This window comes from Anaerosporobacter sp., from assembly GCF_031551385.1.
GTDB lineage: Bacteria > Bacillota > Clostridia > Lachnospirales > Lachnospiraceae > Anaerosporobacter.
The window spans coordinates 1-26,807 of record NZ_JAVBNS010000133.1; the positions used below are offsets into that span (position 1 = coordinate 1).

Consider the following 26,807-nt stretch of genomic DNA (forward strand, 5'->3'; position numbering starts at 1 on the left):
ACTTCTCTCAATAGAAGATAATATATTAAATTTTCAAGGAACAATATGACAAAGAGGCAGATTTATAATACCTCATTTGTCGGGCAACTCATATTATCCGATTGGACAATAGTTCAATTATATTAAATAAGCTATCCGATGAAGGATAGCTTACATATGTATAGTGCTGTACCATGAAAGAATCAGCCACTATGTTTTGTCTATATCTTTGAAGTTACAAAGTTAAGAAATGCCTCACAGCCCTCTACAACATCGTTATACGTTTCATCAAAGTTACCTGTATACCAAGGGTCTGCAATATCTCTTTCTCTGTCAGTAAATGAAAGTAATCTTCTCACCTTATCAGTGTCTTCCTTCCCTATGATTCTATAGATGTTCTTCATATTCCAAGCATCCATTCCTAGAAGGTAATCATACTTGTTATAGTCTTCTTTTCTTAACTGGACTGCATGTTTTCCTGCTGTTGAGATGCCTTCCTGTTGCAATCTCTTTCTTGTTCCTGGGTGAACTAGATTTCCTATTTCCTCTGTGCTCGTTGCACAGGAGGCAATTACAAATTGGTCTTCTAATCCGGCTTTTTTTACCATATCTTTGAAAACAAATTCTGCCATTGGTGAACGGCAGATGTTGCCGTGGCAGATGAATAATACTTTTGTCATGTTGCGTTTCTCCTTGATTTTACTAGGTTTCCATTGATTTTCAATGTTTCCAAACCGCCTTCTGACAGAATGGACTTATACCTTTCAGGGTATATTTTATGCATAAGTTAGTATAACTTAGCCTTCAAAATTAGTAAATTTATTAGTAAATCAACCTACTTCTTACTAATTTACCAATCCACTTTTACTGGTTGCACACCCTTTTTAATTCTTCCATTGCATTATCAGAATTTAAATGCGAATAAGTATTTAGTGTAACACCTATGTCACTATGCCCCCTTATGTATTATAGTGTCTTGGGATTCATACCACTCTTTTCCATATTAGAACAAAAAGTATGTCTACAAACATGAGGTGTAACCTTTGGCATTTGAATTTTATAGATATTATTATACTTTTCACATATGTGTTGGAAGTATTTTTCCCAATGCAATGCGACCATTGGCATACCATTCTTATCTAAATATAAGAATCCACTCATCCCACCAATCAAAGGTTCTATCTTAGGATTTTTCCGATTTATAATAATGCGTTCAAAAGCATCTTTAACCTCTGTTGTCATAGGTACATATCTTACTCCACTACGAGTTTTTGGAGCTTCAATAATATACTCCATATCTCGCTTTCTTTGCAGTTGGTGATCTATCTTTATTTTTCCATTCTCAAAGTCAATATCAGCTTTGACAAGTCCTACAAGTTCAGATATACGAAGTCCAGTATTGAAAAGAATGTAGATTGCATCATAATATCTACAAAAATGCTTGTCATTCTTTATAAACTCAAATAATGCTCGTTCCTGTTTTTTTGTGATTGCTTCTCTTGTCACACTATTATTCACAACTACTGTATTTAATTGAAACTCAAATGGGTTCTTGCGTATTAAATCATCATCCATTTCCATTTTTAAAGCTGGTCTTATGACACCTCTGACAGTATGAATAGTATTATATCCTCTACCATCATCCTGTAATTTAATAAGCCATTCTTTGGCATCTGATAATTAAACTTTGTCTATGCGTTTTGCTCCAAAGGCTTCCTTCTTGATAATATTTATCACAAACTTATAATTAGCTTCTGTATTGTGACGTACACCTGTCTTTTGTCCAACATATATTTGCACCAATTGTAATACTGTTATTTCACCACCATTAGGGATAATTCCATCATCTAAATCTTTTTTAGCATTTTGATTTTATCCCTTAGAGATATACAATCTCTCTTTCCTTGTGGTGTTTTTATCTGTGTTTTCTAATTTCCAACTGTACAAAAAATGTTGTTTTCCATTACCATCTACATAAACATACGCATATCTTCCATCTTTGCGTTGGCTCTCTCCATTGCGAAGAATATGATTCTTACTATCTCGTCTCTTTTCATTCATTCGCTTATGCTCCTTTCATAATAAAAGAGCCTTAGCACGATATTATTAATAATACCACAAGCAAGGCTCAAAATCTATTAGTACTTCAATCTATACCGAATTTGTCTCATTCATAAATTCTTCAAATTTCATACGTTTAATCAGTGTTTTTGCTCCGTTTTGCACCACAAAACCATAATCTACATAATCCTCGGCTAATTTACGGATTTTCTTTTCTCCCAAATTGAAATATTGTGTTGCTTCATTAATTGTAAGTGCGAACTTTTCCCAGATTGGCACATACCCCTTATCTTCTAATACTGTTTCTGTCATTACTATAAAATAGTTAGTCTTTCATTTTCTAAATTTTGCATTAAAAAAGGTGCTTCCGTTATGGACACACCCAAAAATCTTTTCATTTACCACATATGTTTACATTTATATTGTTTTCCTATTTTACCACTCGCTAACCCTGTCATTGCAACACTTGTTGCTCGATTTAATGTCGAAATACGTTCAATATTTGTAGAATTGCACATCGGACATTTTGGAGCGTTCGCCGCTGCCCTTGCTTGCAATTCAACTGATCTTCTAGCTGCTTCAGCTGCTTCAGCTCGTTCTTTAATGACTTGTCTTTGATATTCCTCTAAATTTGTCTTTGATAAATTATACCTTTCTAGACGTTTTACAAACAAATAAATACCATAACAAATCAACCCAATTCCTATAAAAACAAATAACGCACCATAAAAATGTGGATCCCCATTACCATGCGATACACTTCTTTCAACTTCCCACTCCGATGCACCTGATTCAGATATACCTATCCAAAAACATAAAGCCGAAATTACCAATATAATTATCGGTGCTTTTAGTTGTGGTTTTTCAAGTTGTGGTACACTTCTTACTCGTTGTTCCTCTTTCCGTTTATCATTTAATTCTTTGTTCTTTATCGCCTCTTCTTGCTTCTTAGCTTTTAATTCCGCTTCTATTTTTCTTTTTTCAGCTTGTTCCTTTTGTTCTATATCTTGTTTTATTTTTTCAAAATGTGCCTTTATTCCATATCCACAATCAGGACATGCTTCTGCACTATCCGATACATTTTCTTTTCCGCATTCTGGGCATTTAGTTAGTGCCATTTTCTCCCCCTCCTTATGTATATTTATTTTTCTTGCGTAATTTCATTAATTACATCACAGTTATTACAATGTACCTTTATGATATTATCTAATGGTGAACTATTAAGAATAATAGTACCCTTTGCTATTGTTTCAACGTCTAAAGTTCTACTTGAACTTAGTTTTTGCCTTAGTAAATAGCACCACTTTATTTCCTTACCACAATTTTTACACAGTGTACTTCCTTCAAGTTTTCCCATAAGTCATTTCCTCCAGTAAAATGGTTTCTGTCTTTCTTAGTCCATTAACGCTTCCATTCCATCACCTGTAATTGTAGTTCTTCCTTGCATATCGAATTGATATACAAAATCTTTGTTTGCAAGAGTACGTAATGCGTTTGAAATATCCATAGGTCTTATTTCACTTGTTTGCTTTGCGATTTCTTGATAATTCATTTTTTGTGTCCTGTTTTTTGCTAATATTTGTAACGTAATTCTTTGACTTTTAGATAATGCCATCAATGCCACCTCCAACTTCAACATCTTCAATGGTTATACAATCTCCATCTTTGCCAAAGGATGACCAATCTTTTTGATAAACCTCATTAAATTTATTATTTAATGCATCAACTATATATTGGGTTATTCTCATTTCTTCTTCAGCATTACAGCATACATTAAACCAGTCAATAGTTCTTTCTCCGTTTTTCCACTTCACAATTTTAGAAATATTCTGCATATCGTTTACCTCCTCAATAAAACTATAAATATTATACCATAATTTTCATATCTATGTTGTTGAATCGTATCATAAGTTCAAATTTTCTCAGTGGAACAAAGTGGCTTCGCCACTCTCAGCTCCCCTATCCCCTCACTCATGAGTGGAATATAGGGCTTTCTTTTTTCGACATTTTCCCTCGTAATACTCTTATGAGTAAATTAAAAGATATCTTTCGTGACTATTATGAATAAATGGTATATATTTTACATTCCTCGCAAATCTGTTATTGAAAATGTAGACAAAGTGATTAATTGCGGCGATTCATCTCAGGGGGATGCCTTTTGGGGCTGCCCTGATTGTGGTGAACTCAAATTTGTTCCCTATACTTGTAAAAGCCGCTTTTTTCCTTCCTGTGGAAACATGTATAACCAAAAACGTTCTTTTCGTATATCATCAAAACTGATTTCTTGTAAACACAGACATTGTGTCTTTACTATCCCTCAAGAACTTCGCGTCTTTTTTCTGAAAGTTCGTTCTCTCCTTGGTGTACTTTTTCACTCTGTCAGCGATTCTATCCTTCGCATATTTTCTAAAATGAATAAATCTGAAAACTTTACTCCTGGTTTTGTTTGCGTCCTTCACTCTTTCGGTAGGGACTTAAAATGGAATCCTCATATTCACGTCCTCATTTCCGACGGTGGCGCTGGTAACTTTACCCCTTGGCGCATTGGATATACTTGACAGAATTGAACTCGCCGTACTATGTCCTAGTTTTCCCCATTGTGCCGAGAATTGAGAGTAACTTCAAAGTCCTACCGTGGCAGATGAATAATACTTTTGTCATGTTTTTGATCTTCTTGTTTATTGTTGTGCGTCTCTGTTCTCAAATCCCCCCACTTTATTACTCTTTTTAATATACACTTCCCATCATTTAATCTTCAAGTAACTGTCTCTATACACACATTTAGGCGCATATTCATTTAATAATGAGGTTCCCATTATCTTCTCTGCTTCGCTCATCTTTGGTCCAAATATCACTTCCATATCACTAAATACATTTGGTGCAAGACTTAGAAATAGTCTATGATATGGTGGCTCATTATTCTTGTTTTCAAGCCTTCTAATTAATTCCTGTTGTTTCTCTAACGTGGGTGGATTTAGTTCTTGCATTCCCATTGGCATAATTGTTATCTTATATCTCCATTCATTTTGAAATTTCCAGTTTTCTCTTTTATAATTTCCTATATCTTCAAACGAATAACTTACCTCAATATTATCTTTCATGATATCTCCAAGATTGTTCATATCCTTAGCTTCAAGAAACTTTTGTAAGTCACCTACCAACGACTCTCTTTTAACTTTTGGAAACAACTTGTCATAATCATTTGTATACTCAACTTTAATTAGGAGTGGACAACTTGCTGAAACACAAATCTTATTCTCATCATACAGAGCCTTACAGTTAATAAATGTTTCTGTATCCTCTCCAAAAAACATTTCCCCCCTTTTATAATGATACTTCACAAATGGGAAAACAGGTAATCTTATTCTAACTCCATGCATATTCGGAGTATATAAATTCCATAATGGTATAGATTCCTCCATATCCTCAGTCCAACAACTTACATACACGAACGCGCCAATTTTTCCCATATCTTGTGATTGAGCTTCCTCTATATCGTCTACATTTAATAGATTATTAAAACACAATGTTTTATTTTTTAGAATTAGTGCCAATGTTTCCAAACTTGTATAATGATATAAATATTTCATTTTCATCTACTCCTATCTTAATCTAAACATCCATTTCATATTCTCCCCTTATTATATCATATTTGCAAGACATATGCTGAAAACTTGTCCCAAACATCAAACTTCCTGCCACTTCTTCCTATAATCTCTCGGCGACAATCCTTCTATCTTCTTAAATACCTTAGTAAAATAGCTCACATCATTAATCCCGACTTGAATTGCAATCTCGGCAATCGACAACTTTGTATTTCTAAGCAAACGTTTGGATTCGAGTAATCGACACTCCAACAAATAATTGAATATTGTTTTTCCATACTCTTTTTTGAATAAACGAGTCAAATAAAATTTATCAATAAAAAACTTACTTGCCAGCTCCTCCAATGTAACTTTCATAGCAAAATTTTTGCTAATATAACTTTTTACTTGCTTTAATATCTGCTGATTTTTCCCCTCGTCCATCATCTCTTCCGAGGACGAATGGTTATCTTTCCAGATTTCACACAGCAAGCTTGTGAATTTATTATATAAAAGCATCTCCTTTATTGGTATCTCATTGCTACTTAAACGATAAATCTCCTCCATTAGATAAATGTATTTATCAGGACATTTTGGTGCAAACACGACCTTTCCTTCCAGTTGCAGATACTCATCATATATAAGATTCATGTTATTCCCGAAGAAATGCAACCAGTGAATTGTCCAAGAACCATTTTTTGCACAATGAGAATAGGCATGTTCACAATTAATAAAAATACAGTCGCCAGCTTTTAGATCATATTTTTCTTCCTCGTATGTAAATTCTCCTTCTCCCTCTTCTACCACCAAAAACAGATAGGATAACAGGCTATTTCGTTGACTTATAAAATCTGGTTGAGACGTGATTTGTCCTACTTCTTGTAAAAAGATATAGTTACTTCTGGCAAAACCAGATGTTGAAGCAATAATTCTTTTCGCTTCATTTCTTAGCGCAGTTGAATGACTCATTGAATATACATCTCCTATGCATAATAATGTACTATAACGATTACGTTAATTCATATATTATAACAAATCACAAGCAACCTCTGCAAATACTTCCATCCACTTTGTCAATATTGTTATATTTCAAATCAATATTGACACTATTCTTTGGTAAACTTTTTCTATAATATAAGATTACACGCGTGAGAGAATTGTTACTATTAATTAAGCATTGTTTTCTGGTTCATTGATATATTAGAGAAAAAGAGGGGCATTCTAGTATATTTTTGATACATTATAACTCAATTATTTCAATGCTATTTTATTATTTGGAGGGATTTATGAGAAAATCAAAAGGTATTTCTATTTTCGCTGTATTAATGATTCTGTTTGTATCCATTTTTTCGATTATTCCATCATCAACTGTTAATGCGGCATCCTATGCTTCATCTATTTCAACTAGTTCAAAGTACATTTTGTATAATGCTTATTCAGGTAAATGTTTACAACCGTCTGGTCTTGCTACTACCAACAGTACAGCCATTGTCCAAAGTGATTATGCTGGAAATGCTACGCAACAATGGAAATTTGTTCAAGCAGGAAGCGGTTACTACTATATCCAAAATGTTACAAGCCAAACAGTTATGGACATATCCGGAAAAAGCACAGCAACTGGTGGTTCCGATATCCTTTACACGAACAATGGTGGAAATAATCAGCAGTTTGAGCTAATCTCCTATAATGGATACTATAAAATCAAAAATAGAAATAGTGGATTAGTACTTGAAATCGCAAATTATTCAACAACAAACGGGGCAACATGTACACAAAACACAGATTATAGCGCTGCTAACCAATTATTTAGCATTATTGAGGTGACATCTACTGACACGTCAACGTCTACTGGCACAATAAAACAATTATCACAAAGTCAAATTGTCGCAGCAATGGGAGCTGGTTGGAATTTGGGTAATTCCATGGAGGCAGTTATAAACGGAACTCCAAGCGAAACTGCATGGGGAAATCCAACCGTTACGAAAGCACTTATTACAGCTGTTAAAAATGCAGGCTTCAATACGATACGTATTCCAGTTTCCTATATAAACTATATTGGCTCAGGCAGTGATTATACAATAAATTCAGCATGGCTTAGCAGAGTTAAGGAAGTCGTTGATTATGCATACAGCCAAGGAATGTATGTAATTATTAATATTCATGGTGATGGTTACAATTCTGTATCTGGTGGTTGGTTACTATGCAATGGTAGTGATCAAACTACAATTAAAGCAAAGTATAAAAAAGTATGGCAACAAATTGCTACAACTTTCAAAGACTATGATGAACACTTAATATTCGAATCCTTAAATGAAGAATTTGATGGAACATATGGAACACCTAATACTACCTACTATTCCAATATCAATGCGTACAATCAAATTTTTGTTGATACCGTTCGTCAAACTGGAGGAAATAACACTTCTCGTTGGCTTTTGATTCCTGGTTGGAATACAGATATCACTTATACAGTAGGAAACTATGGATTCTCTTTACCAACGGATTCCTATCTCTCTAGCAGTGTGCCATCTGGTCAAAAACGAATTATGATTTCCGTTCATTATTATACACCTTGGGATTTCTGTGGAGAAGAATCTATGAATATCACTCAATGGGGAGCATCTGCAACGGATTCCAGCAAAAAATCTACATGGGGACAAGAGGATACGTTGTATTCTCAATTCTACTCCTTATACAGCAAGTTCACGTCTCAAGGTTATCCTGTTGTTATAGGTGAATTCGGATCAATTGACAAATCTAATTCTACATACCGCGCTGCTTTCGCCTACGCTGTATCAAATGCATCAAAGCAATATGGTTGTGTTCCAATCGTTTGGGATAATGGCGTTAATGGCACTTATGGATTTGGATTATTTAACCGTTCAACTTGCGCTGTTACACAGCAAGCAATTATTACTGCTATCATGAATGGATTGAAGTAGAAAAAAGCATTTAGAAAACGTTTTTTGTTTTCTAAATGCTTTTTTAGTCTCATATAATTTAATCATCAGATATTACATCCCTGATATTGAACTGCCACAACATAAACTACCTTGTTTTTTTCATCAATTCTAAATATTGCAATATAATTATCAATAAGTAACTGTTTATACCCTTTTCCAGCATATCTTCCTTCTATTCTATCTTGATGAGATTGTGGGAAAACTTCTAATGTTTTAAGAGCTTTCCATATTCTATCTGTCTGTCCTTGTGCATTCTCTGGTGCAAGCTTATCAATTGCTATATATACAAAAATCTCTTCAATATCTTTGTATGCTTTTGAATTTAATTTTATCTTGAATTTATCCATAATACTTCTTATTTAACTGTTCAAATGCATCATCAAGGTCAATAGTTTCTCCATTCTCTTCCATTTCCTTTTCAGATTCATAAATAGCTTGGTCGATGCGGTTCATTCTAGCAAATTGATCATATAATTCACTACTCATTACTACAAGATCACTATAACCATTTTTAGTGATAAAAATAGGTTCTTGTTTTTTATGTGCCATATCTGATATTTCAGTTGTGTTACGCAAATCTTTTATTGGTAATATAATTGGCATACTTATCAGCTCCTTCTATTTTTTCATAATTATAGCATAATTATGTTTGCAAAGCAATCATACTTTTATTAACATATGTTACATACCTTTCAATATAGGCTTTCTTAATTATTTCCCTTTTCATTTAGCTACATGCAATACCGAAATACTAAAAGGCAAAATGTTACTGCATGACACCTTAATTTGCCATCATGATTCTGAACTAAAAAACTTAAAGAATCGTAATTAACCACTACAAATAACATACCATACGTATTACATCCTAGTAAACATATAGAAAGAGGAGGCACGTTCGTTACCTCCTCTCTCTTATCGGATGCCTAATAACCGTTTTCCATTTTTCTGCCGCAACCTTTCTTGCGTCAGAAAGATAAATTTCATGGTGTAAACGATATTCATTTATATCCTTCTCATATCCATTTTCTATTAGATACTCGTCCATCTTAGCCACAGTAGCCGGTTCATCATCAAAAGGCCCAATATGCATTATTTGAACACATAATCCTTCCTCTACTGTGAAGAACTCTGCTAATGAGCAATCCAACTTCTTTTTATTAGAGGCTTCCTGTACTGCCCATTCAAAATCCTTTTTTGTCACAAAATCTGGCAAACGAATAACCGAAATCCAGTTAAATGAATTCTTATCTGAATAATCTACCCCTTTAACTCCATCTTGCCACCAAAAGCCTTCAAGTGGTGGCACTACATACTCGAAAAACCCCTCTATTTTATACGTTCCTTTGTAGCTCATTTTTAACGTATATGCAACTGCGTATAAAACACCAATTGCCTGTTGGTACGCACCACCTGTTTCGTTTGGATCTCCCTTTCCATGAACTGCAATATAATTCATTGCAGGTATTGTTACGATTTCAGGTTTATTCTTAGGCATATAAAACTCTTTGTATTCTTTCTTATAATCAAAAGACATATTCCGTTCCCCCTTCTCGCATTTGCACGTATTCAACATTTATAATCAATTACACAACGCTCCATATAAACGCTTCATATCGTTGATTACTTTTTATAATTATCTATTACTATAATACCAAATGAAACACGACAACTATATGTCATCTTTCACTTTGATTATCTCATATATTTTTCGCTCATCTTTTTTGCCGTTTCTGCCATCTCCTGCCGAATATATTTTGGTTCAAGAAGTTCTGCTTGCTCTCCAAATGTAAGCAACCAACTAATCAGATTATTTTTATTCGTATAATCTGCATAAAACCGTAGTCTACCGTCCTCCTGCTCCACAAAGCAATCTGCTCCAAACTCCTCAACTAGCCTCCATTTACAACTTGATTCAAATAGAACCTTTACCTTAATCCCACCAGGAAAAATCCTCTCGTTGCTTAAATCTGGCATTGGAATTGTTCTTTTTGTAAATACCTCTTCACTTATCTTCATGCCTTCCATACGGTTCAACTTAAACAATCGGAAATCACATTTAGACATACAATATCCCCACACATACCAGCTTGACCAACGAAAAATTAAGTAGTATGGCTCTATTTTTCGAACACTTTCTCCATTAGGTGAATAGTAGATAAACTCTAATAAAAATGGATTTTCTATCGCCATTCTTATTTTTTCAATCTTTGGAGCAAGAGAGTCCTTGTACCAAGATGACAAATCAATTAAAACAGATTGACTACCAACCATGAAATCAGATGAACCTACTTTTAATTTTTCCATCAATTGTCCATAACGATTCGTTCCACTTACACGATCTAAACTCCGAAGCCCTGCAAGAATTTCTTGCATTTCTGTTGTGGTTAGTAGTGTATGTTCCATTTTATAACCTGCCATAATAGAAATCCCACCATTTACCCCCTGTCTTGTAGAAATCGGAATACCTGCTTTGCATAAATCTTCAATATCTCTATTAATTGTTCTTCTCGAAACTTCAAATTTTTCTGCTAATTCTGGTGCTGTTATAGAATCCCTTTGCAATAATATAGATAAGATTCCAATAAGTCGGTCAATTTTCACTATTGTTCTCCCCCTCAGTAAATTAGTTTACACAAAAAGGCGCTCCACCGATCGCCCATTTCTTCTTCTTCCTTATTCCAAAATGCCTAAAATATAGGGATTTCACATAGCTTCCGATGGGACTCGAACCCACGATCTATTGATTACGAATCAATTGCTCTACCAACTGAGCCACGGAAGCGTTATAGAAATATAATAATACTTTCGCATTTCATTTTCAAGTATTTTTTCTATTTTTTCTAAATAATACAAAAATTAAAAGCAATCCTTAAACTGTATATACGAATACTCCATATAGACCAATGATGCCAGTTCAAATCTCATTTAACTAGCATCATCGTCCTACTTCTTCCATAATCAAAAACCAATGAATTTTCAATACTATCAGACATTATCCACTATATCTTTTTTCAAAATAACCTAACACTCGGTACAGCAACGCTGCTACTACACACAAAATAGCAATACTCATAATAACGTAATCCAACTTAAATAGCTTACTCTACATACAGATACTTTTTACTTTTAAGCCCTCCTACTATATCAAGCCTCATATTTCCTAGCAATCCTATGCTTACATCTAAATGATCGTTATATACAGTTATCTCATCAATATACTCCATAATTGAATTTTTATTAATATCTTCTGTTCCATGGTCACTAATTTTGTCTATTAGCAGTTTTATTCTTTCTTGCTCATCTGCATATGACTTCATCCTGCTTTCAATTAGTAATTTTTGAGATTTCAACTCAGACAACCTACTTTCAAGGGAAATATCTTTTCGCTTATAATCTTCATCAGATATTATTCCATCTAATAATTTGTCTAATATAAAATCTTTTTGTGTTTTTATCTTTTCAATTTCTTTATCTATATTTTTACTATCCAATATGACTTCCTTTGAATTAATAGATTTTTGCATAATTTTTAGGACTCTTTTTATATACTCATCCTTTTCTCCACTAAAAATGTTTTGAGCTATTTCCTTAATTCCATCATATAATTTCTCTTCATTTATAGTAATATTATCACAGCCACAATCTTTTTGTTTTTCGACCTTTATTTTAGTGAAACTTCTTTTATCAACAGCTGTCCTCCTCCCTTTGCTTATATATTCAGAACACGACCAGTCAATTACAATACCTGCTTTAATACGTCTAAATTTCCTCCAATAGACGTTTCCACACTCTCCGCATACTATTTTACCCGATAAGTCATATTGCCCTCTATTTACGCCTATACGTCGCTTGAAAGCATCATTCGCAACTCCTATCTCTGACAAGTTTCTGTTAATAGTTTTATTAGCCTTGTCCCATAGCTCATTAGACACGATAGCAGGAACTATATTTTCATGAATAATCCATTCCGATTCATCAGTTCTAATAGTTCTTTTAGAATTGAAGTCATAATGAGATTTATTCATAATAACAGTACCTTTATAAATAGGATTTTTTACGATATCCCTAATTACTCCATCTGCAAAATATCCACCTTTGCGATTGTATATTCCCATATTGGTTAAATTTTTGCTAATTGACCTACTCCCTAAGCCACTTGCATACATCTCGTAGATTAATCTTACTATTTTTGCTTCTTCCTCATTAATAACTATCTCTTTATTTACCTTGTCATATCCCCATGTTGCAGAAGTAATGACTACATTACTACCATTGCGTTGTCTATTTCTATGAGCATTATTAATTTTTTTACTTAGCTCCCTTGAATACTCCTCTGCTAAAATAGCTTTTATTCCAGTTATCAAAGCATCATCTGGTGTATAAAACTTATTTTCAATATAAAAGAATAGTTTCTTGTTATTACTGACTAATTTATCAACAAAAATATACCATTCTTTTGTATTTCTCATAAGCCTATCTTGAGATTTAACTACAATGATATCAAATGTATTAGCAGCCATATCCTCACATAGCCGATTATATTCATCGCGTTTTTTAGTTGTAGTTCCAGATCTGCCTTCATCAACATACCTATCTACTAAATTCCACCCATTATTCAATATACAATTCTCTGCTTCTTTTTTCTGATTTTTAAGTGCATCTACTTGGCTTTCTTCATCTGTAGAAACTCTTGCATAGTATACTGCCTTCATTGCAATCCTCCGTTCATAATATATAATAATATTATTATAATATAATTCGCAAAAAGCAACAATAAATAATTTAAAAAGGCAGATTACTCTGCCTTTTCTCCAAACTCGATATAGGTATTTTTAACTAGCCTATTATATTCATCATTAGTTACCAGATTTTCTTCAAGAAACCTTTTCCATATGTTCAGTGTTGACTTTATATATGCTTGGTTACTGGGTTTTAACTTTTCCATCTGATACCTCACTATATCAATTATTTAATTTTATTCATTTTTTTTGCTAAATATAATCACAGTATTTATAATTCTATGTAGACTTATATCCATATAAAATAAGCCTAATAATGTGTTTAAGGCTATAATTATGAATATCTTCTGTGTGCATCTTTGATTATGGCATTACTCATAACAGCGTAACATTTCAACGTTGTTTCTATGTTCGCGTGTCCTAAGATTTTTTGCACAAACTCTACTGGCGCACCCCTTTCAATCATGTTCGTAGCCATCGTTCTTCTAAATTTGTGCGGATGAACGTGTATATTTTCGTTTGAATTATTAGCCACCCTATTAACAATGCGTCTAACAGCATCTGTAGTTAGTCTGCTATATGGTTTCTTAATAGATACAAACAATGCCTCGTTATCATCTTCTCTAGTTTCCAAATAATTAACAAGATGTACCTTTGCTCTGCCGTCAAAAAATGATGTTCTTTCTTTTCTCCCTTTTCCGTAGACAATACACTCTTTGTTTACAAGATCAATGTCACTTCTATTCAACTTCACAAGTTCTCCAACCCTCATACCTGTACTAGTAAGCAGATTTATTATTGCTGTATCTCGCTCTCTGTCACATGCACATCGTACAATTTCTTCCTGTTCCTCTGAAATTGTCTCTTTAATTCTTGTTTCCGTTTTAATTACGTTAATCTTTCTAAGAGGATCTTTGTCTATGTAATCTTCCGTGGTCAACCACGCAAACAAACTCTTTAGATTTCTAATTCTGTTATTGAGAGTTACATCGCTATTCTTCCTTGTTGTCTTGCAATGTGCAAGGTACATTCTAATGTCATTTGTAGTTACGTCTCTTATGTTTTTATCTACTAACGAAAAGAACATTTTGTATTCTTGCGCGTATGCTTTGATTGTACTATTCGTTCTCCCCTCTATTGAAAGAGTAGCGATGAAGAGATTTATGATGTTATTATTATCGTCCATCGCAGTTGAAAGTGCTGTTTCTTCTTCGAATACATGCAATCTTCCAAGCTGCGCATAAAGAGTTGCTTTTAATATTTCTAATTCATTTTGACCTATTACGCTTTGCATTGCATATAGGACTTTGATAATTGATTCATCAATATTTACCTGCTTCATCGCAATCTCCTCCCCCGTTACTCTCGCTAAATTATAAACATTAGTTCTTTATTTCTTGTAGTTTCAACATAACTTTTCTAAACTCCATCTTACTTAGCTTCCTGTATGGTAATCCACAATAAGGTTTCATATCTCCCTCTTTTCTCTCATGGGGATAACTTCCTGTTCGTATTCCAAATTTATCCACAATTCCACAAAGTTATCCCCATTTTTTGGTTTTTCTACTTTCTGTGTAGGTTCAAGTCCCACTGCTGACTAAGCAAATCTTAGTTGCGCTTCGTCATGATTAATACTTATATTCGGTTTCCTTTCACCCTTCTTTAAATAAGGCACATTCGATTCTACCAAAACTTTTGCTATTCCTGGACAAACACTATTTCCTATTCTCTTAGTTTGCTCTTGTACTGGAACTAACGACCAATCTTTATAGTGATTAATTATATAATCTTTAGGAAATCCTTGCGCTAGCTTGCTTTCTTCTGGCTTTAGCATTCTTAGAAAAATATCTTTTATTATGTATTTTTCTCCTGCAATATCAAATACAACGTTAACAAGTCCAAACCTATCCTTTGTCACTATTGTATCCAGTGGCATTTTTATGGAATGTCCATCAGTTTCACTACCATAGTATTTTATTAAAAACGCACTTACTAACCCAAAGTGTCCGGGCGAAGTAGTTATTGTATGAAGTGGTTCATCACACCTTTGCCCTGTTCCCGACTTATAGAACTTTGTTATAAAAGCTGTAACGAGTCCATACCTATTACTTGTATCAATCGTTTGGAGTGGTTCATCAAGATTCTGTCCTCTTACATCGCCTTTTCTGCTTTCTGAATGATACTGTATTAAAAATGCCATAGACTCCTTCTTAGGAACAATAAACGGCTTAGGATTATTGATAATAAATTTCTTTATACCATTTGCAATTCTGATTTGAGTTTTCTCTGCTAATGGTTTCTTTCGTTCAAATATTGATTTACCCAAGTCTGTAAAATCAATATTCTTGCTTACCGGAATCCATTCTTGTAATCCGTTAACTCCACATTTACTATGTGTCGCTTCTGGCCATACAATAGGTTTGCTGTCACATCTAAATATACCAAACCATCTCCTCCTTGTTGTCGGAACTCCATAATCAGCAGCAACAAGCTCTCTACTATCAAATTCATAGCCTAGCGATTTCATGGAATTAATGAACTTCTTGTAATCCTCACCTTTTCTTTCTTTTATTGGCTTGTTATTTTCGTCAAGTGGTCCCCAGTCTTGTATTTCTGCAACATTCTCCATAATTATTACTTCTGGTAGATTACCTGTTATATTAAGTATTTGTACACATAATCTGCGAACACCATAGGGAAGTATCCTTAAACCTTTTTCAACTGGTTTCCCTCCTTTAGCCCTACTATGTTGTGTACAATCTGGTGATGCCCACATAAGTTTTACGATATCATCTTGCTTTATTTGATTTTTGATACTTACCTTCATGATATCTTCTGTGTAATGATATGTATTTGGGTGATTCATCTCATGCATCTTTATTGCTAATGGGTCATGGTTAATAGCAATATCAACTTGCCTTCCAAGTGCCATTTCTATTCCTACACTTGCACCGCCACCACCAGCAAAACAATCAATTATCAATTCTCTCATTATCTGTACTTAGAGTAAAATGCATTTTATTGGTCGACCAAACCTCTTACTCCTTTCCTACTTACTCAACATCATCTATATCCATACATTCATTCCAAATATCTGCCAACCCCTTCTTATTCTTCCACGTGTGAGACAGCTTAATTTCTGCATCAACATATTCTCTCATTTGTTCAGGATATCTTTTCATGTTCTCGATTGCGTGTTGGTCACTCATGAACATACAGCCCATGCAACTGCACCGATTCAGATATTCATAACAGAAGTGTGGCTCTAGCTTTAAAGCCCTGCCTTGTTCAAACATCTTGCCTTTCTCGTAATCCAGACAAGGACGATACCAATGGCAAGTAAAGTCTGCAACGCGTTTTGTCTTTAATGTCGTGCCGTGATACTCTATCTCTGGTAATTTCGCTCTACTCCTACTTTCGTCCCTACGTTCTCCAGATACAAAGAGACATCTATTACCCAAGATATGCCTGTTGTTTCTAATCCATTTGTCAGTAATACCAGTTTTTAAATATGCAGTGCACCAACGGTTTTTCATGTCTGGCCATTTAAGTCTTTCCTCTAACAATAGTCCTAGGAATCCTTTTGGGTGTTCAAGTAAAATGGGAGTTACTCCAATAAATGCTGCCGTTCGGTAAAACATTTGTATATTTTCTGGGTACTCAAATCCAGTATCGCAATATAACAGAAATATCTTTCTCTTGTCAAATTCCTTTAGTGTCCAATAAAGTGCACCAGTACTATCTATTCCATTGCTGTAGCTTACAATTACACTTGTATAATCCGTCTGTACCCCTTCTGGTACTATAATATTTGTCTTTGCCATTTTCTTAGAAAGAAGCCGTGTACACTTTGCCCTGCAGGAGCTTCGACCTCCTTTCCTTAAATTAGCGTTTATTCCTTTACATAATCCACTATTTCAATTGCTACAATCATATCGTTAAGTTCGCTTGCATCTCCTTCAAATTCAAACTTGTCCCCGCTTTCATTTTTCAAAACAACAGAAAATAAGTCATAGTTTTCATCATATGCTAAGTCACAATCATTCTCTTCCTCTCCTTCTGAGGATTCAAAATCGAAACTAAGGATATCACGTCCAAAACAATTGCCGTGTATATTTTGAAATATATGCCCTGCATAATCAAATTGTTGCAATGTCACTTTCACTTTGTGTATCCCGTCAAAAATATTTAGATTATAATTTTCCATACTCTCACTCCTCTATACGTTTTAATTATCTTTCTCTAAAGGGGTCGAAATCGATTCCTTTAAACTCCTAATTCACTAGATAAAAGCTCTTTATTATTCTCAATACCTCAAGCTCATATTGAATGTCGGAATACTTATTTCCATTTTCATAATCAAACTTTTTATTTCTAAGCACTGCATACATTTCACGATAAGACAATCCACCACGTTCTGCTAAACGTTCTAACGATTGGCCGTGATTTATGTGTGCTTGTTCCTCATGTGGAGCTATTACTTCCCATGGAATTGCATCACTTTTTTTCTTTGGTGTAGAAAATAATACAGGAAATTGTCTTTTCATCCTTTGTCCTGTAAGTTCTGCATAGTGTTTAAATATTTTGTTTATTACACACTCTTCACAGGACAAAGGATTTTCGCTCTCAAAGCACGCTCCGCAGCCATGAAAATCATCAGCTCCACCGTGTCTATCTATCGAACACAACTCTTTTGGCACTGGTTCACTATCATAATCAATCATTTCAACTGTCATATTTTTATCCCTCCACTAATCTATTATTCTCAAAACAAACTCAACTGCTTATACCCAACCTTCTCATAGTTGTACCAAACCGTTTCTATCCTTTTAGCTCCCATCTCCGCACAAGAGTTAAACTGTTCCTTGTTCCAGCCTTTCAAATATTCGTTATACAAATCCGATTCATATCCACTTATCATTATCTTAGCCTTAGATTCTACAGAAAATATCAATAACTCTTCATGTTCTTCATCTGACATCTCATACAAATACTGTTCTCCTGTTCTTGTATCCAAAACATAAGGTGGATCAAGATACATAAATACATTCTCATAATCAAATCGTTTCATAACTTCTAGTGCTGGTCTGTTTTCAATCTGCACTTTCCGTAGCCGTTCTGCAATTTGAAGTATTTTATCTGGTAGCTTGTACCAATCCCATAAAGCATACATGCTCTCTCGGCCCTGTACATCGTTCTTCCAGCCAACCTTACTCCCATTAGTACGGAAGCCATAACCTTGCCAACACTTTGTAAGAAACTGCAAAGCCTTTTCGAATGCTTCGTCATGCTGTGTCTCATATGTTTCATCATACACTTCTCGACTAAATGGAGTAGCTAACACCATTCTAGCCAAACGTTCAGGGTCTTCCCTAATACAATTAAACAGATTTACAACGTTGCCATCTAAGTCGTTTATCATCTCAATGTCGCTTGGCTCTTTAGAGAACAGAATAGCTCCGCTACCAAAGTATGGCTCAAGGTATGTATGATGCTTTGGTATCATCGGTAGGATATGAGGTACTAAATTCCACTTACTACCTGGATACTTTAGAACTCGTTCCATTTGAATCACCAATCCTTTCAAACTCATACACCCATACCCACGGATTTGCGTTCCAACCATACTTTTCTAGTTGCTTTTTATCTACTGTTGAATCCCATATCATAGCAAACTCTTCTTCATAACTCATATCGCAATGACAAATTGTGTTATGGCAATCTCCTTCTACATAGCACATGCTTTCATAATCTCGCATATACACCCTGTGCTCGTAAGGACATTTATACTCACAACCTTCATTTTCTATTTCTTCCTCTGTGATATCTTGTAATCTTTCATAACGAACACTTGTTACTTTTAAGAATATCCTTGCTGCTTCCTTTGGCATATGTATAGATGGTTTCCACTTCGGTTCAGGTACTACATCACCAACTATTTTTTTATTGTAATCGGCTTTATAAGCGTTCTTATTGCCATTACGACATCTTGCAATACTTTCATCAAAATAGTTAGGACAAAACGTCTCACGTACATAAAGAACATCTCCTACTTTGTACTTCGGCTTTGGTTCGATATATCCAAGTAATTTATTCCAAGTAGAACCATCATCATTCCTACCATGTGTTACTCCTTCAATATCTTTCTGTATCTCTATTAGTCTAGTTCCATACTTGTCAGTTCTAATCTTCATTTCCGTGTTTGAGTATTTATATTTGATTAATCTTCTGGTACAAGTCTTTCTTCCTTCTAGGATTGCTTGTACCATCTGTGTATTAAATAATATAGGTTTCATTTATAGCTTCACCAAACCTTTCATTCACTTACCAATCTATTCATTCCTTTCCAATTGCCTTTTTCAACTATCTTTTTTCTGTTTTAATTTTTCTCCACATACTTTCAATGCATACATACATATAAAGTAACTTTGACTAATACTTTTTCCTGCATTCCACAACGAAGATTCATAGGCTTCTTCAAATTCTTGAAGCTTATCTGTATTATTTCTAAGAAAGGCTATCCATTCATATTCATCTGCATTTTTATAACATTCACCCACGAATTCAAGTAGACTTTCAATTTCATACTCTCCAAAGCTATTTTCTTCAATAAAATCACGAATGTAAAAACTATCCGATCCATTTTTATCAACAAAATCTATTATTTTTTCTATATTTTCTTCTTCTACATCATATCTTTCCTCTAGCCTATCTTTAAACCATTTAACAATATCCTTCTCGCACTCACTATCATCAAAAGCATACAATGCTTTTTTGCTATCACTACACAACTTTTCCATCTGGTATCCGATATTATCGTATTCAAGGTTATGTACACTACCTGTCCAAGTCATGCTGTCAAAAGAAAATTGACCATAATCACCATAAACAAACATATTGCAACTATCTCTATACAAACAGACTTTTTGATATTGACTATCTGGTTTTCTTAGCATCCAGAACGCTTTATTTTCATCAATGATTTGTTCTGTTGCTTCCCACTCATCAAATCTCTTTTGATAATGTTCGAAACCAATAATCCTATCTTCTAATTTCATATTTTCACACCTTTCTCAATCGCTCCTGCTCCATCAACCTTTGCTTAATTTGCTAATACCCTATCTTTACAAAACAATATGTTCTTCTGATATCACCTTAAAACAATGAGATTTAATTTCTGCTTTCTCGTGAAACTCTTCCACTAATTCTGATAACTTTTCAGCAAACCATTGTATGTTTTCTTTAGATACTTCTTCATAGATATAATCATCACAACCAGAATCATTACTATATGCCTCGTCAAGTTCTTCCATTATTCTATCTGGGTCTACATCTGTTCTAAGAGGTATAAGCTCACATTCCCCTACATAAAAGTCTTTTTCTCCACACCCTTTAGCTTCTTCTATCGCTTCCCCTCTTGTTTCAAAAAGAGCATTGCTCCACCAATCGCCATTTGTTTTATTCCATGTCCAACTCATTCCTCTACCTCCTAACCTATCCATTTAGGTTGTCTCGTGTTTACATATATCAGATGGATTCTTCATTTCCTTAAGTATTATTTCAAAGTCTTGCTCTGTCATATTATGTGGTAGAAAATAATCTTTAATAGCTTGTATGTCTCTAACATAATTCATTAAAACCTCTTTGGCTTCTTCTTTGGCTTTCTCCATACATAGATTAATATAGTCTTCTTCTGTCATGTTGTAATCTGTAATGCAACCCGTAACCGTCGAATGTCTACACAATAAACCGTTTGGTTGTCTTGCTATAAAACTCATGCCGCGCTCTCCTTTAATCTATCCTTCAGCTAGCTACTCTTCATGGGAATTCGTTTCCTTTACATTATTATCAATAACCTCTGTTACCTCTAACAACATATTTTTGCATAAATCAAAATTATATTTCTTATACAACTCATGCGATTCATTTACTAATGCTTGAAATTCTTCATCATTCTTAGAATCTTTGTACTTCAAATAAAATTTATATACATCACAGAAGATGCCCTTAACATCTTCTGCCGTTGGATTGTTTTGTCTTTGCATAATTGATACCTCTAATTAAATGGAAGTTCTTCTTGCTTAAATTCATCTATTTTTACAAACCCATGCTCATCTGTTTCCATCTTTTCCTCTTCATCATCAGGAAGTTTAATAACATAGCATCTATGTGTCTTCCCTGCAATGCTTTTTCCTTTGCCTGTGCCTATAACTAAACCGTTACGTTCCCCCCATTGTGTAAATGCCTTTGGCGAAAAGTTATGTTTTTCACTTAAAGAGCGAAACACTATGCCAATAATATATACATATCCATTTTCTTTCTTCCCCCATACCTCACCCTTGAAATTGCCCCTATCGTCACTTGGAACAAATTTATTAATATTTACTTGGACTTCATCAAGTATTTTTTGATACGCCCTTGTGTGTTCCGATATTTCAGACTTATCTTTTAACATTGCCGCACAACTATTTATATCTAGTTTTATTCCATCTTTAAAAATTAACTTTTCTGCTAAAAAATCTGCAGTAAGCAAAATTGACATAGATATTACTTGTTTGTCTTCATTTTTAATTCCAGCCTTTGCATTTATTTCAAGTAATTTCTGCTGATACCACTGTTGAAATTCTTCTATTCTATCAAAACCAATTTTTTGAATTTCATCTATAAATACCTTTCCTGCGAACCCATAATTACTTCTAAGTATATTTGCGGTCTCTCTTCCTTCTTCTGTATTAAATATTTGTCCATCTTCCATTTCAACATCAATGATACGGTTAATCGCTCCACCTTTCATGTTTTCATCAACCAGTGGTCTTTCTAGACCTGTAAGAATTGCGTTTTTCCATGTATGCTGTTCATTGAGTGTTAACTTTTGATTAGAACGGTCACGACCTTTTCCGTTCGTAAGCATGTATATAATTTCAGAAAATTTATTACCTTCCTTATCTTGAATCTTTGACAAATCATCTAGCATTAAAGGGAGATTATTAAGTATTCCATCTCTTACTTCTAGTGCCGTCCTTGATGCATCAGGATCCGTGATATATGCTCCAACTTCGGGTTTGCCCCAAATACTTGCAGCAACCATAAGGGCAACCGTTTTCCCCTTTCCTGTATCTCCCCATAAGTTCACAATGAATGGTAATGCCCCTAATGGCTTAATTAAGACACTCGCAAGAGATGCCGCAATATAAACTAATACTTCAATTCTTTTCTTCGCTCTTGCTCTTTTTACTATGCCTAACCATTTTTCATAATCACCATAATCCGTAATACAATCAACTAAATTTCTAAAATCATTTGCCCCATCAAACTCAATGTTTCCATAGTAAGGAACAAAATTATCATTAATCCAGCCTAGTTTTGTTGTTGATTGTTGAATTGGAATCAAATCTCTATTTGCGAAATCAATCTCAGATAAATAATTGACAAGATATCTAGCAGTTTCAGAAGTTACCGAAACACCATACTTACTTAGTGAGACAATTTTACTAGCACTTGATATCGTTTCTTTCTCAACAATCAAGTCTTGCCACCCTCTTGGACCAAGAAAACTAAGCTGAATTTTTTCTACTCCACTTTCAACATTAAGAAATTTCTTAGTTATGAGAATTGGGTGATAGCAAGCTAATACTTCAAGTCCAATCGCATTGAATCCTGTAATACCATTCTCATTCGCAATCCAATTTCCACATCGAAGATTTATGCCATGCTCATTAGAAAAGTCTGTGTAATTTGCATTGTATGCTTGATTGATATTATCTAATTGTGTTTTCTTGAAGATGTTGATTAACTTGTCAAATTCCTTCTTGATGCTTAACTGCTTTGCTCGTGCAGATAAGCGAGATATGGACAATTCTCTGTCCAGTTCATCACTAATCGAAAATATCTCAGATAAAAGCTCCTTGCTTAGTATTTTTTCTTGTGTTAGTGTTTGTATTTCCTCCAATGCCTTCACCTCTTGTCAGTAGATTCTAAAATAAAATCATTTACCCTCCACACCTATTTTTTCATCACTTCATCTTCCCACCTACCAATCGCATAAACCAACTTGTTCTGCGCAAAACACCAATAATCAGAATAAGGTTCTTCTTCAAGAATAATTTTCCTACAAGCCGATATTAGACATGCTAAATTGCTATGCTTATGTTTCTTCAACTCTTCTTTTTCTTGCTCCAATTTAGCCCTTCTACGTGCTTGTGCTATACTTCTCTTTTGCTCTTCCGTGAGTTCTCCTGTTGTTCCTCCAAGAATTGCAAATGCTTCCTTGAAGTCGCAATTCTCCATTCTCTGAACGAAATCAATCTGATCTAATCGTTCATGGCATTGACCAAAACAATATACATGGTCATTCCAAACTTTCATTGATGAGGTTTTCTCTTCATGGAAGGGGCATCTGCAAAATCCTCTTGAATTAACTGTTATTCCATATCTTGATAGCACTTCTCTCATGGGAATGGTTCGCTTGATTTCTTCCTTTGTCATTTGGAACCAACTCCTTTGTACGGTTCAGGGAGTGGTTGCCATGCGATAACGTGTTCGTAAATTCTGTAATTGAAAGTTCCACCAAAGTATGGTGTACAAAATCCATGCTCTTCTTCAAAATTGCAAACCCAAGTCGCTATATTGTCGCAAACGATAACTTGTTGTTTATTGCTAGGAAGTCTCTCGCTACATGAAATCCAGTTGTCTTGTTCAACCGTAGGTTGTTCGGCTATTAATCCATATAAAAACAATACTGTTGAATCTTGACTTGGTCCGAATTTTTCAAGTAAATATTTCTCAAACTTATCAGTATCAATTAATCTCATCTTCACACCTCCCGTGAAAGTATCTCAACAATCATCTTCCCTGTATGAGCCTTATCACAAAAGAGCCACTTAACTCCATATTTTTCAGTCATGGTTTCCATAATGTCAGCAATTTGATTTCCTGTCATAGGACTCTTCTTAAATTTAATTTTATTTTGCTTTAGATAATTAATAGCCGAACCAACCTCATATTTGGGGTCAAACCCTGCCAACTTCTTAATTTCTTTCTCCCACGCTTTAATCCGTGGATTACCCCATGAACGCACATCATCTATAGTCTTGATATGGTTACTATGCTCACATAGGATTATTAGTTGGATTCCGTTATTTTGAGCCAAAATGCATTCGTCACGGAATCGTGCATGTGACTTACCTACAAGATTATTGTATATTTCAGCTAAATCCTTCTTGGTATCTACTGATATTGTGTATGTACCCAAAAAGTCCATTTTCTTTAAGTCAGTATTTCTTTTAGATTTTCTATTGATAACATCTTGCGTTCTTTCGTTCATTAGCACATAATCTCCAACTGGCAATGGAACTCTCATAACTTCAATTCCTTGTCCCTTAAACCAATCGTTTTTGACAATGTGCTTCCCTAGTGTCTGTCCTTTATCTTCAAGGATAATCAATATATCACGCTCCTATTTCTGTTTTTCAAGGAGTGCCGTAACACCCCTTGAGTGATAACTTTTAGTTTAGTCATAATCTCAAGTGCATTTTCTATCGTCACTATCATTCAATAATTGACATTTAGCGCCAACAAATATATAATGTCTTACAATAGGGGGAATCATATATTGAAAAATAGCATATTAGTAAAAGAATTATTAAAACTGGACATTTATCAAATTTCATATGACAACAACGAGCAAATATATGAGAATGATATTGTTATTCGTGACCAAAATAATGTAATTAGAAAAGTTATCACAAATAATATTGAAGATGATGAAATAAGACTTATCTTGCAAGCTAAACAAACATCATTTTTAAAATCAATTAAATCTATGCTTTCATTTTTCACAGTACTTACCGCAATTGGAATTACTATATATGTGTTTTATTTGCTTCTGCTGTTGTCAAAATAATGTGCAATAAATAATACATAGAATTAAAGAGTCTGCTGTTGCTAGTAGGCTTTTTCTTGTCTAATTTCTTCTCAAGTCTTAATTAAATGGCAATTCTTCATCTAAACCATCTGGGATATTCATAAAACCATCGCCAACTGCTTGGCTTGGACTTGGTCTGCCACCACCTTGATTAGAAGATTCCCCATCTTTTCTACTTTCAAGAAAATCTAATTCATCAATTACAACCTCAGTTGTATAAACTTTCTGACCCTCTTTATTTGTGTAGTTTCCAGTTTGGATATGTCCTACAACACCGAATTTATTTCCTTGAGAGATATACTTTTCAATTAATTCTGCTATCTTACCAAATGCTAGCAAATTGATAAAATCAGCTGTCTGTTCTCCATCTCTTTTGAATTTTCTATCAACCGCCATCGTTACTCTTGCAATAGCCATTGAATTTTCGCCTTGTGAGTAACGCACTTCTGGATCTCTTGTTGCTCTTCCAATTAACATTGACTTGTTCATGTTCCTAATCCTCCTATATAAATTTCCAAAACTCCCTACTTCAGAATGAACAAACATTCAAATCGATGTTCAATCCCTTATTTGCTGCAACAACATTCACCCCATCACCACAGACCTCTTGAACCTCTGCAACCATCGTTTTCTCATTCGAATTGCTATCCGACAAATGGAGCAGAATCACATTTGAAAGACAGCTTGTCTTATTAGCTTCTATAGCCTGTTTACAAGTTTCAAGATTCATATGCGTTTGAACAACACGATTTCGTAATGAGTTGTTGTAGCTCTGATCAATTAGTTCCGTGATATGATTACACTCAATCATGATTGTATTGAGTTTCTTGCTTTTAAATGTGTATGGGATATATAGCAGGTCTGTTACAAATAACAACGTTCCAATATCCTCATGCTTTATTAGATAGCCATAACACTCTATATCCTTGTCATGCGGCACATTAAAGGGTGTAACTATAAAGTTGCCAACCTTAATGGCTTTCAAAGGTTCTATGACTTTTGTACGCTCTCCAGTAATCGTTTCAACTGCATGTTGAGTTTGAAAAGCTGAATAAACTGTTATTCCTCGTTTTATGTATTCTCCAGTGTATTTTGAGTGGTCAATCAAGGTGTTCGTGAGTAATCAAACAACCACTTATCTTACTAACATTGAAATTTATTGCTTCATTCACCGACTTGAAATTGCAACCACATTCAAGTAATAAAGCTTCATTGTCGTTTTCTAAGATGTAACCATTCCCTTTACTTCCACTGCTGATAACTTTTAACACCATATAATAATCACCCTCTTTCAATTTAACTAACTAGTTTTTTATTACTGGTTTATCCAATCAGGCTCCTCACTTGTATCCTTATCCTTCTTGTTAGTAGCCTCATTTGGTTCATCAACTATTTTACCATCGACAATGTTATCATCATTAGGAAATTCCATTGCATTTGCTGTACTTGCAATTTCTTCTTCAATCGTCTGTTGTCTGTCACTTTCATTATCAACATACAATGGATTCCCACTTTCATCGAGTACAGCCATATCTTTAGTAAATGCTTCTTCCATTTC

35 protein-coding genes, 1 tRNA gene and 3 pseudogenes are annotated in these 26,807 nt (G+C 34.3%); 3 read left to right on the forward strand and 36 right to left on the reverse strand.

Going from position 1 to position 26,807, the window contains the following annotated elements:
* Window positions 1-200: 200 nt before the first annotated feature.
* The 7 genes and pseudogenes from RMR19_RS11080 to RMR19_RS11115 form a co-directional block, all read right to left on the reverse strand.
* On the reverse strand, window positions 201-659 hold the full coding sequence (locus RMR19_RS11080) for a low molecular weight protein-tyrosine-phosphatase (RefSeq protein ID WP_310603553.1): 459 nt from the start codon (window positions 657-659) through the stop codon (window positions 201-203).
* Between the two features lie 184 nt (window positions 660-843).
* A pseudogene (locus RMR19_RS22170) lies at window positions 844-2,040 on the reverse strand (integrase DNA-binding domain-containing protein).
* Between the two features lie 90 nt (window positions 2,041-2,130).
* Complete coding sequence (locus tag RMR19_RS11095; protein ID WP_310603556.1) at window positions 2,131-2,352, reverse strand: excisionase; 222 nt, start codon at window positions 2,350-2,352, stop codon at window positions 2,131-2,133.
* An 86-nt stretch (window positions 2,353-2,438) separates the two neighbouring features.
* Window positions 2,439-3,158 carry a zinc ribbon domain-containing protein gene (locus RMR19_RS11100; protein ID WP_310603557.1) on the reverse strand — a complete coding sequence of 240 codons (720 nt, stop codon included), beginning with the start codon at window positions 3,156-3,158 and terminating at the stop codon, window positions 2,439-2,441.
* Window positions 3,159-3,181: 23 nt separating this feature from the next.
* Window positions 3,182-3,397: a hypothetical protein gene (locus tag RMR19_RS11105; protein ID WP_310603558.1), complete on the reverse strand. Its 216-nt coding sequence runs from the start codon at window positions 3,395-3,397 to the stop codon at window positions 3,182-3,184.
* Between the two features lie 36 nt (window positions 3,398-3,433).
* Window positions 3,434-3,655 (reverse strand): hypothetical protein, encoded by a 222-nt coding sequence (locus RMR19_RS11110; protein ID WP_310603559.1) that lies wholly within the window; start codon window positions 3,653-3,655, stop codon window positions 3,434-3,436.
* Window positions 3,642-3,875: a hypothetical protein gene (locus RMR19_RS11115; protein WP_310603560.1), complete on the reverse strand. Its 234-nt coding sequence runs from the start codon at window positions 3,873-3,875 to the stop codon at window positions 3,642-3,644. The genes RMR19_RS11110 and RMR19_RS11115 overlap by 14 nt, the downstream gene beginning before the upstream one ends.
* Before the next feature lie 233 nt (window positions 3,876-4,108).
* On the opposite strand from RMR19_RS11115, the pseudogene RMR19_RS11120 reads away from it, so the two are divergent.
* Window positions 4,109-4,583, forward strand: a pseudogene (locus RMR19_RS11120) (IS91 family transposase); the annotation flags it as partial.
* A 201-nt stretch (window positions 4,584-4,784) separates the two neighbouring features.
* Here the strand turns inward: RMR19_RS11120 and RMR19_RS11125 are convergent.
* Both RMR19_RS11125 and RMR19_RS11130 read right to left on the reverse strand, forming a co-directional pair.
* Window positions 4,785-5,630, reverse strand: coding sequence for a DUF2971 domain-containing protein (locus RMR19_RS11125; protein ID WP_310603562.1), 846 nt, complete (start codon window positions 5,628-5,630; stop codon window positions 4,785-4,787).
* A gap of 96 nt (window positions 5,631-5,726) precedes the next feature.
* A complete protein-coding gene (locus RMR19_RS11130; protein WP_310603563.1) occupies window positions 5,727-6,593 on the reverse strand; it encodes an AraC family transcriptional regulator in 867 nt (288 codons plus the stop codon).
* Between the two features lie 317 nt (window positions 6,594-6,910).
* Here RMR19_RS11130 and RMR19_RS11135 point away from each other — a divergent pair, with 317 nt between their 5' ends.
* Window positions 6,911-8,566, forward strand: a complete 1,656-nt coding sequence (locus tag RMR19_RS11135) for a cellulase family glycosylhydrolase (protein ID WP_310603564.1) — start codon at window positions 6,911-6,913, stop codon at window positions 8,564-8,566.
* A 65-nt stretch (window positions 8,567-8,631) separates the two neighbouring features.
* On the opposite strand, the gene RMR19_RS11140 is transcribed toward RMR19_RS11135, so the two are convergent.
* The 23 genes from RMR19_RS11140 to RMR19_RS11250 form a co-directional block, all read right to left on the reverse strand.
* Window positions 8,632-8,934, reverse strand: coding sequence for a type II toxin-antitoxin system RelE/ParE family toxin (locus RMR19_RS11140; protein ID WP_310603565.1), 303 nt, complete (start codon window positions 8,932-8,934; stop codon window positions 8,632-8,634).
* Window positions 8,927-9,190 carry a type II toxin-antitoxin system prevent-host-death family antitoxin gene (locus RMR19_RS11145; RefSeq protein ID WP_310603566.1) on the reverse strand — a complete coding sequence of 88 codons (264 nt, stop codon included), beginning with the start codon at window positions 9,188-9,190 and terminating at the stop codon, window positions 8,927-8,929. Before RMR19_RS11145 ends, RMR19_RS11140 begins: the two co-directional genes overlap by 8 nt.
* Before the next feature lie 295 nt (window positions 9,191-9,485).
* Window positions 9,486-10,121, reverse strand: coding sequence for a GyrI-like domain-containing protein (locus RMR19_RS11150; protein ID WP_310603567.1), 636 nt, complete (start codon window positions 10,119-10,121; stop codon window positions 9,486-9,488).
* A 158-nt stretch (window positions 10,122-10,279) separates the two neighbouring features.
* Window positions 10,280-11,188 (reverse strand): helix-turn-helix transcriptional regulator, encoded by a 909-nt coding sequence (locus RMR19_RS11155; protein ID WP_310603568.1) that lies wholly within the window; start codon window positions 11,186-11,188, stop codon window positions 10,280-10,282.
* Between the two features lie 108 nt (window positions 11,189-11,296).
* Window positions 11,297-11,369: transfer RNA gene (locus RMR19_RS11160), tRNA-Thr, on the reverse strand.
* A gap of 316 nt (window positions 11,370-11,685) precedes the next feature.
* A complete protein-coding gene (locus RMR19_RS11165) occupies window positions 11,686-13,299 on the reverse strand; it encodes a recombinase family protein (protein ID WP_310603569.1) in 1,614 nt (537 codons plus the stop codon).
* Window positions 13,300-13,382: 83 nt separating this feature from the next.
* A complete protein-coding gene (locus RMR19_RS11170) occupies window positions 13,383-13,532 on the reverse strand; it encodes a hypothetical protein (RefSeq protein WP_310603570.1) in 150 nt (49 codons plus the stop codon).
* A 128-nt stretch (window positions 13,533-13,660) separates the two neighbouring features.
* Window positions 13,661-14,668, reverse strand: a complete 1,008-nt coding sequence (locus tag RMR19_RS11175) for a tyrosine-type recombinase/integrase (RefSeq protein ID WP_310603571.1) — start codon at window positions 14,666-14,668, stop codon at window positions 13,661-13,663.
* Window positions 14,669-14,708: 40 nt separating this feature from the next.
* The gene (locus RMR19_RS11180; protein WP_310603572.1) at window positions 14,709-14,855 is read right to left on the reverse strand and encodes a hypothetical protein; all 147 of its coding nucleotides are present in this window, start codon (window positions 14,853-14,855) and stop codon (window positions 14,709-14,711) included.
* 68 nt (window positions 14,856-14,923) lie between these two features.
* Window positions 14,924-16,318 (reverse strand): DNA cytosine methyltransferase, encoded by a 1,395-nt coding sequence (locus RMR19_RS11185; protein ID WP_310603573.1) that lies wholly within the window; start codon window positions 16,316-16,318, stop codon window positions 14,924-14,926.
* 61 nt (window positions 16,319-16,379) lie between these two features.
* On the reverse strand, window positions 16,380-17,150 hold the full coding sequence (locus RMR19_RS11190; RefSeq protein ID WP_310603574.1) for a phosphoadenosine phosphosulfate reductase domain-containing protein: 771 nt from the start codon (window positions 17,148-17,150) through the stop codon (window positions 16,380-16,382).
* A gap of 68 nt (window positions 17,151-17,218) precedes the next feature.
* Window positions 17,219-17,533 carry a DUF5406 family protein gene (locus RMR19_RS11195; protein WP_310603575.1) on the reverse strand — a complete coding sequence of 105 codons (315 nt, stop codon included), beginning with the start codon at window positions 17,531-17,533 and terminating at the stop codon, window positions 17,219-17,221.
* A 67-nt stretch (window positions 17,534-17,600) separates the two neighbouring features.
* Window positions 17,601-18,062, reverse strand: a complete 462-nt coding sequence (locus tag RMR19_RS11200) for a hypothetical protein (RefSeq protein WP_310603576.1) — start codon at window positions 18,060-18,062, stop codon at window positions 17,601-17,603.
* Window positions 18,063-18,091: 29 nt separating this feature from the next.
* Window positions 18,092-18,919, reverse strand: a complete 828-nt coding sequence (locus RMR19_RS11205) for a DNA adenine methylase (protein WP_310603577.1) — start codon at window positions 18,917-18,919, stop codon at window positions 18,092-18,094.
* Window positions 18,864-19,622, reverse strand: coding sequence for a hypothetical protein (locus RMR19_RS11210; RefSeq protein WP_310603578.1), 759 nt, complete (start codon window positions 19,620-19,622; stop codon window positions 18,864-18,866). Before RMR19_RS11210 ends, RMR19_RS11205 begins: the two co-directional genes overlap by 56 nt.
* 63 nt (window positions 19,623-19,685) lie before the next feature.
* Window positions 19,686-20,384: a hypothetical protein gene (locus tag RMR19_RS11215; protein ID WP_310603579.1), complete on the reverse strand. Its 699-nt coding sequence runs from the start codon at window positions 20,382-20,384 to the stop codon at window positions 19,686-19,688.
* Window positions 20,385-20,450: 66 nt separating this feature from the next.
* Complete coding sequence (locus RMR19_RS11220; RefSeq protein ID WP_310603580.1) at window positions 20,451-20,804, reverse strand: hypothetical protein; 354 nt, start codon at window positions 20,802-20,804, stop codon at window positions 20,451-20,453.
* A 24-nt stretch (window positions 20,805-20,828) separates the two neighbouring features.
* Window positions 20,829-21,104 carry a hypothetical protein gene (locus tag RMR19_RS11225; protein ID WP_310603581.1) on the reverse strand — a complete coding sequence of 92 codons (276 nt, stop codon included), beginning with the start codon at window positions 21,102-21,104 and terminating at the stop codon, window positions 20,829-20,831.
* A gap of 33 nt (window positions 21,105-21,137) precedes the next feature.
* The gene (locus RMR19_RS11230; protein ID WP_310603582.1) at window positions 21,138-21,371 is read right to left on the reverse strand and encodes a hypothetical protein; all 234 of its coding nucleotides are present in this window, start codon (window positions 21,369-21,371) and stop codon (window positions 21,138-21,140) included.
* Between the two features lie 11 nt (window positions 21,372-21,382).
* Window positions 21,383-23,275 (reverse strand): DUF927 domain-containing protein, encoded by a 1,893-nt coding sequence (locus tag RMR19_RS11235; protein WP_310603583.1) that lies wholly within the window; start codon window positions 23,273-23,275, stop codon window positions 21,383-21,385.
* A gap of 53 nt (window positions 23,276-23,328) precedes the next feature.
* A complete protein-coding gene (locus RMR19_RS11240) occupies window positions 23,329-23,811 on the reverse strand; it encodes a CHC2 zinc finger domain-containing protein (RefSeq protein WP_310603584.1) in 483 nt (160 codons plus the stop codon).
* Window positions 23,808-24,137: a DUF551 domain-containing protein gene (locus tag RMR19_RS11245; protein ID WP_310603585.1), complete on the reverse strand. Its 330-nt coding sequence runs from the start codon at window positions 24,135-24,137 to the stop codon at window positions 23,808-23,810. Before RMR19_RS11245 ends, RMR19_RS11240 begins: the two co-directional genes overlap by 4 nt.
* A 2-nt stretch (window positions 24,138-24,139) precedes the next feature.
* Window positions 24,140-24,769 carry an ERCC4 domain-containing protein gene (locus RMR19_RS11250; RefSeq protein ID WP_310603586.1) on the reverse strand — a complete coding sequence of 210 codons (630 nt, stop codon included), beginning with the start codon at window positions 24,767-24,769 and terminating at the stop codon, window positions 24,140-24,142.
* A 168-nt stretch (window positions 24,770-24,937) separates the two neighbouring features.
* On the opposite strand from RMR19_RS11250, the gene RMR19_RS11255 reads away from it, so the two are divergent.
* Window positions 24,938-25,228, forward strand: coding sequence for a hypothetical protein (locus RMR19_RS11255; protein WP_310603587.1), 291 nt, complete (start codon window positions 24,938-24,940; stop codon window positions 25,226-25,228).
* A gap of 78 nt (window positions 25,229-25,306) precedes the next feature.
* Here RMR19_RS11255 and RMR19_RS11260 read toward each other — a convergent pair whose 3' ends face one another.
* From RMR19_RS11260 to RMR19_RS11275, 4 genes and pseudogenes are all read right to left on the reverse strand, one after another.
* Window positions 25,307-25,738: a single-stranded DNA-binding protein gene (locus RMR19_RS11260; RefSeq protein WP_310603588.1), complete on the reverse strand. Its 432-nt coding sequence runs from the start codon at window positions 25,736-25,738 to the stop codon at window positions 25,307-25,309.
* 40 nt (window positions 25,739-25,778) lie between these two features.
* Window positions 25,779-26,357 (reverse strand): hypothetical protein, encoded by a 579-nt coding sequence (locus RMR19_RS11265; protein ID WP_310603589.1) that lies wholly within the window; start codon window positions 26,355-26,357, stop codon window positions 25,779-25,781.
* Window positions 26,350-26,544, reverse strand: a complete 195-nt coding sequence (locus RMR19_RS11270; RefSeq protein WP_310603590.1) for a hypothetical protein — start codon at window positions 26,542-26,544, stop codon at window positions 26,350-26,352. Before RMR19_RS11270 ends, RMR19_RS11265 begins: the two co-directional genes overlap by 8 nt.
* Window positions 26,545-26,564: 20 nt before the next feature.
* Window positions 26,565-26,807, reverse strand: a pseudogene (locus tag RMR19_RS11275) (hypothetical protein); the annotation flags it as partial.

What these genes read in the sequence shown, in the direction of transcription:
- RMR19_RS11080 (WP_310603553.1), bottom strand. Translation starts at nt 659, where the DNA reads ATGACAAAAGTATTATTCATCTGCCACGGCAACATCTGCCGTTCACCA.
- RMR19_RS11095 (WP_310603556.1), bottom strand. Translation starts at nt 2,352, where the DNA reads ATGACAGAAACAGTATTAGAAGATAAGGGGTATGTGCCAATCTGGGAA.
- RMR19_RS11100 (WP_310603557.1), bottom strand. Translation starts at nt 3,158, where the DNA reads ATGGCACTAACTAAATGCCCAGAATGCGGAAAAGAAAATGTATCGGAT.
- RMR19_RS11105 (WP_310603558.1), bottom strand. Translation starts at nt 3,397, where the DNA reads ATGGGAAAACTTGAAGGAAGTACACTGTGTAAAAATTGTGGTAAGGAA.
- RMR19_RS11110 (WP_310603559.1), bottom strand. Translation starts at nt 3,655, where the DNA reads ATGGCATTATCTAAAAGTCAAAGAATTACGTTACAAATATTAGCAAAA.
- RMR19_RS11115 (WP_310603560.1), bottom strand. Translation starts at nt 3,875, where the DNA reads ATGCAGAATATTTCTAAAATTGTGAAGTGGAAAAACGGAGAAAGAACT.
- RMR19_RS11125 (WP_310603562.1), bottom strand. Translation starts at nt 5,630, where the DNA reads ATGAAATATTTATATCATTATACAAGTTTGGAAACATTGGCACTAATT.
- RMR19_RS11130 (WP_310603563.1), bottom strand. Translation starts at nt 6,593, where the DNA reads ATGAGTCATTCAACTGCGCTAAGAAATGAAGCGAAAAGAATTATTGCT.
- RMR19_RS11135 (WP_310603564.1), top strand. Translation starts at nt 6,911, where the DNA reads ATGAGAAAATCAAAAGGTATTTCTATTTTCGCTGTATTAATGATTCTG.
- RMR19_RS11140 (WP_310603565.1), bottom strand. Translation starts at nt 8,934, where the DNA reads ATGGATAAATTCAAGATAAAATTAAATTCAAAAGCATACAAAGATATT.
- RMR19_RS11145 (WP_310603566.1), bottom strand. Translation starts at nt 9,190, where the DNA reads ATGCCAATTATATTACCAATAAAAGATTTGCGTAACACAACTGAAATA.
- RMR19_RS11150 (WP_310603567.1), bottom strand. Translation starts at nt 10,121, where the DNA reads ATGTCTTTTGATTATAAGAAAGAATACAAAGAGTTTTATATGCCTAAG.
- RMR19_RS11165 (WP_310603569.1), bottom strand. Translation starts at nt 13,299, where the DNA reads ATGAAGGCAGTATACTATGCAAGAGTTTCTACAGATGAAGAAAGCCAA.
- RMR19_RS11170 (WP_310603570.1), bottom strand. Translation starts at nt 13,532, where the DNA reads ATGGAAAAGTTAAAACCCAGTAACCAAGCATATATAAAGTCAACACTG.
- RMR19_RS11175 (WP_310603571.1), bottom strand. Translation starts at nt 14,668, where the DNA reads ATGAAGCAGGTAAATATTGATGAATCAATTATCAAAGTCCTATATGCA.
- RMR19_RS11185 (WP_310603573.1), bottom strand. Translation starts at nt 16,318, where the DNA reads ATGAGAGAATTGATAATTGATTGTTTTGCTGGTGGTGGCGGTGCAAGT.
- RMR19_RS11190 (WP_310603574.1), bottom strand. Translation starts at nt 17,150, where the DNA reads ATGGCAAAGACAAATATTATAGTACCAGAAGGGGTACAGACGGATTAT.
- RMR19_RS11195 (WP_310603575.1), bottom strand. Translation starts at nt 17,533, where the DNA reads ATGGAAAATTATAATCTAAATATTTTTGACGGGATACACAAAGTGAAA.
- RMR19_RS11200 (WP_310603576.1), bottom strand. Translation starts at nt 18,062, where the DNA reads ATGACAGTTGAAATGATTGATTATGATAGTGAACCAGTGCCAAAAGAG.
- RMR19_RS11205 (WP_310603577.1), bottom strand. Translation starts at nt 18,919, where the DNA reads ATGAGTTTGAAAGGATTGGTGATTCAAATGGAACGAGTTCTAAAGTAT.
- RMR19_RS11210 (WP_310603578.1), bottom strand. Translation starts at nt 19,622, where the DNA reads ATGAAACCTATATTATTTAATACACAGATGGTACAAGCAATCCTAGAA.
- RMR19_RS11215 (WP_310603579.1), bottom strand. Translation starts at nt 20,384, where the DNA reads ATGAAATTAGAAGATAGGATTATTGGTTTCGAACATTATCAAAAGAGA.
- RMR19_RS11220 (WP_310603580.1), bottom strand. Translation starts at nt 20,804, where the DNA reads ATGAGTTGGACATGGAATAAAACAAATGGCGATTGGTGGAGCAATGCT.
- RMR19_RS11225 (WP_310603581.1), bottom strand. Translation starts at nt 21,104, where the DNA reads ATGAGTTTTATAGCAAGACAACCAAACGGTTTATTGTGTAGACATTCG.
- RMR19_RS11230 (WP_310603582.1), bottom strand. Translation starts at nt 21,371, where the DNA reads ATGCAAAGACAAAACAATCCAACGGCAGAAGATGTTAAGGGCATCTTC.
- RMR19_RS11240 (WP_310603584.1), bottom strand. Translation starts at nt 23,811, where the DNA reads ATGACAAAGGAAGAAATCAAGCGAACCATTCCCATGAGAGAAGTGCTA.
- RMR19_RS11245 (WP_310603585.1), bottom strand. Translation starts at nt 24,137, where the DNA reads ATGAGATTAATTGATACTGATAAGTTTGAGAAATATTTACTTGAAAAA.
- RMR19_RS11260 (WP_310603588.1), bottom strand. Translation starts at nt 25,738, where the DNA reads ATGAACAAGTCAATGTTAATTGGAAGAGCAACAAGAGATCCAGAAGTG.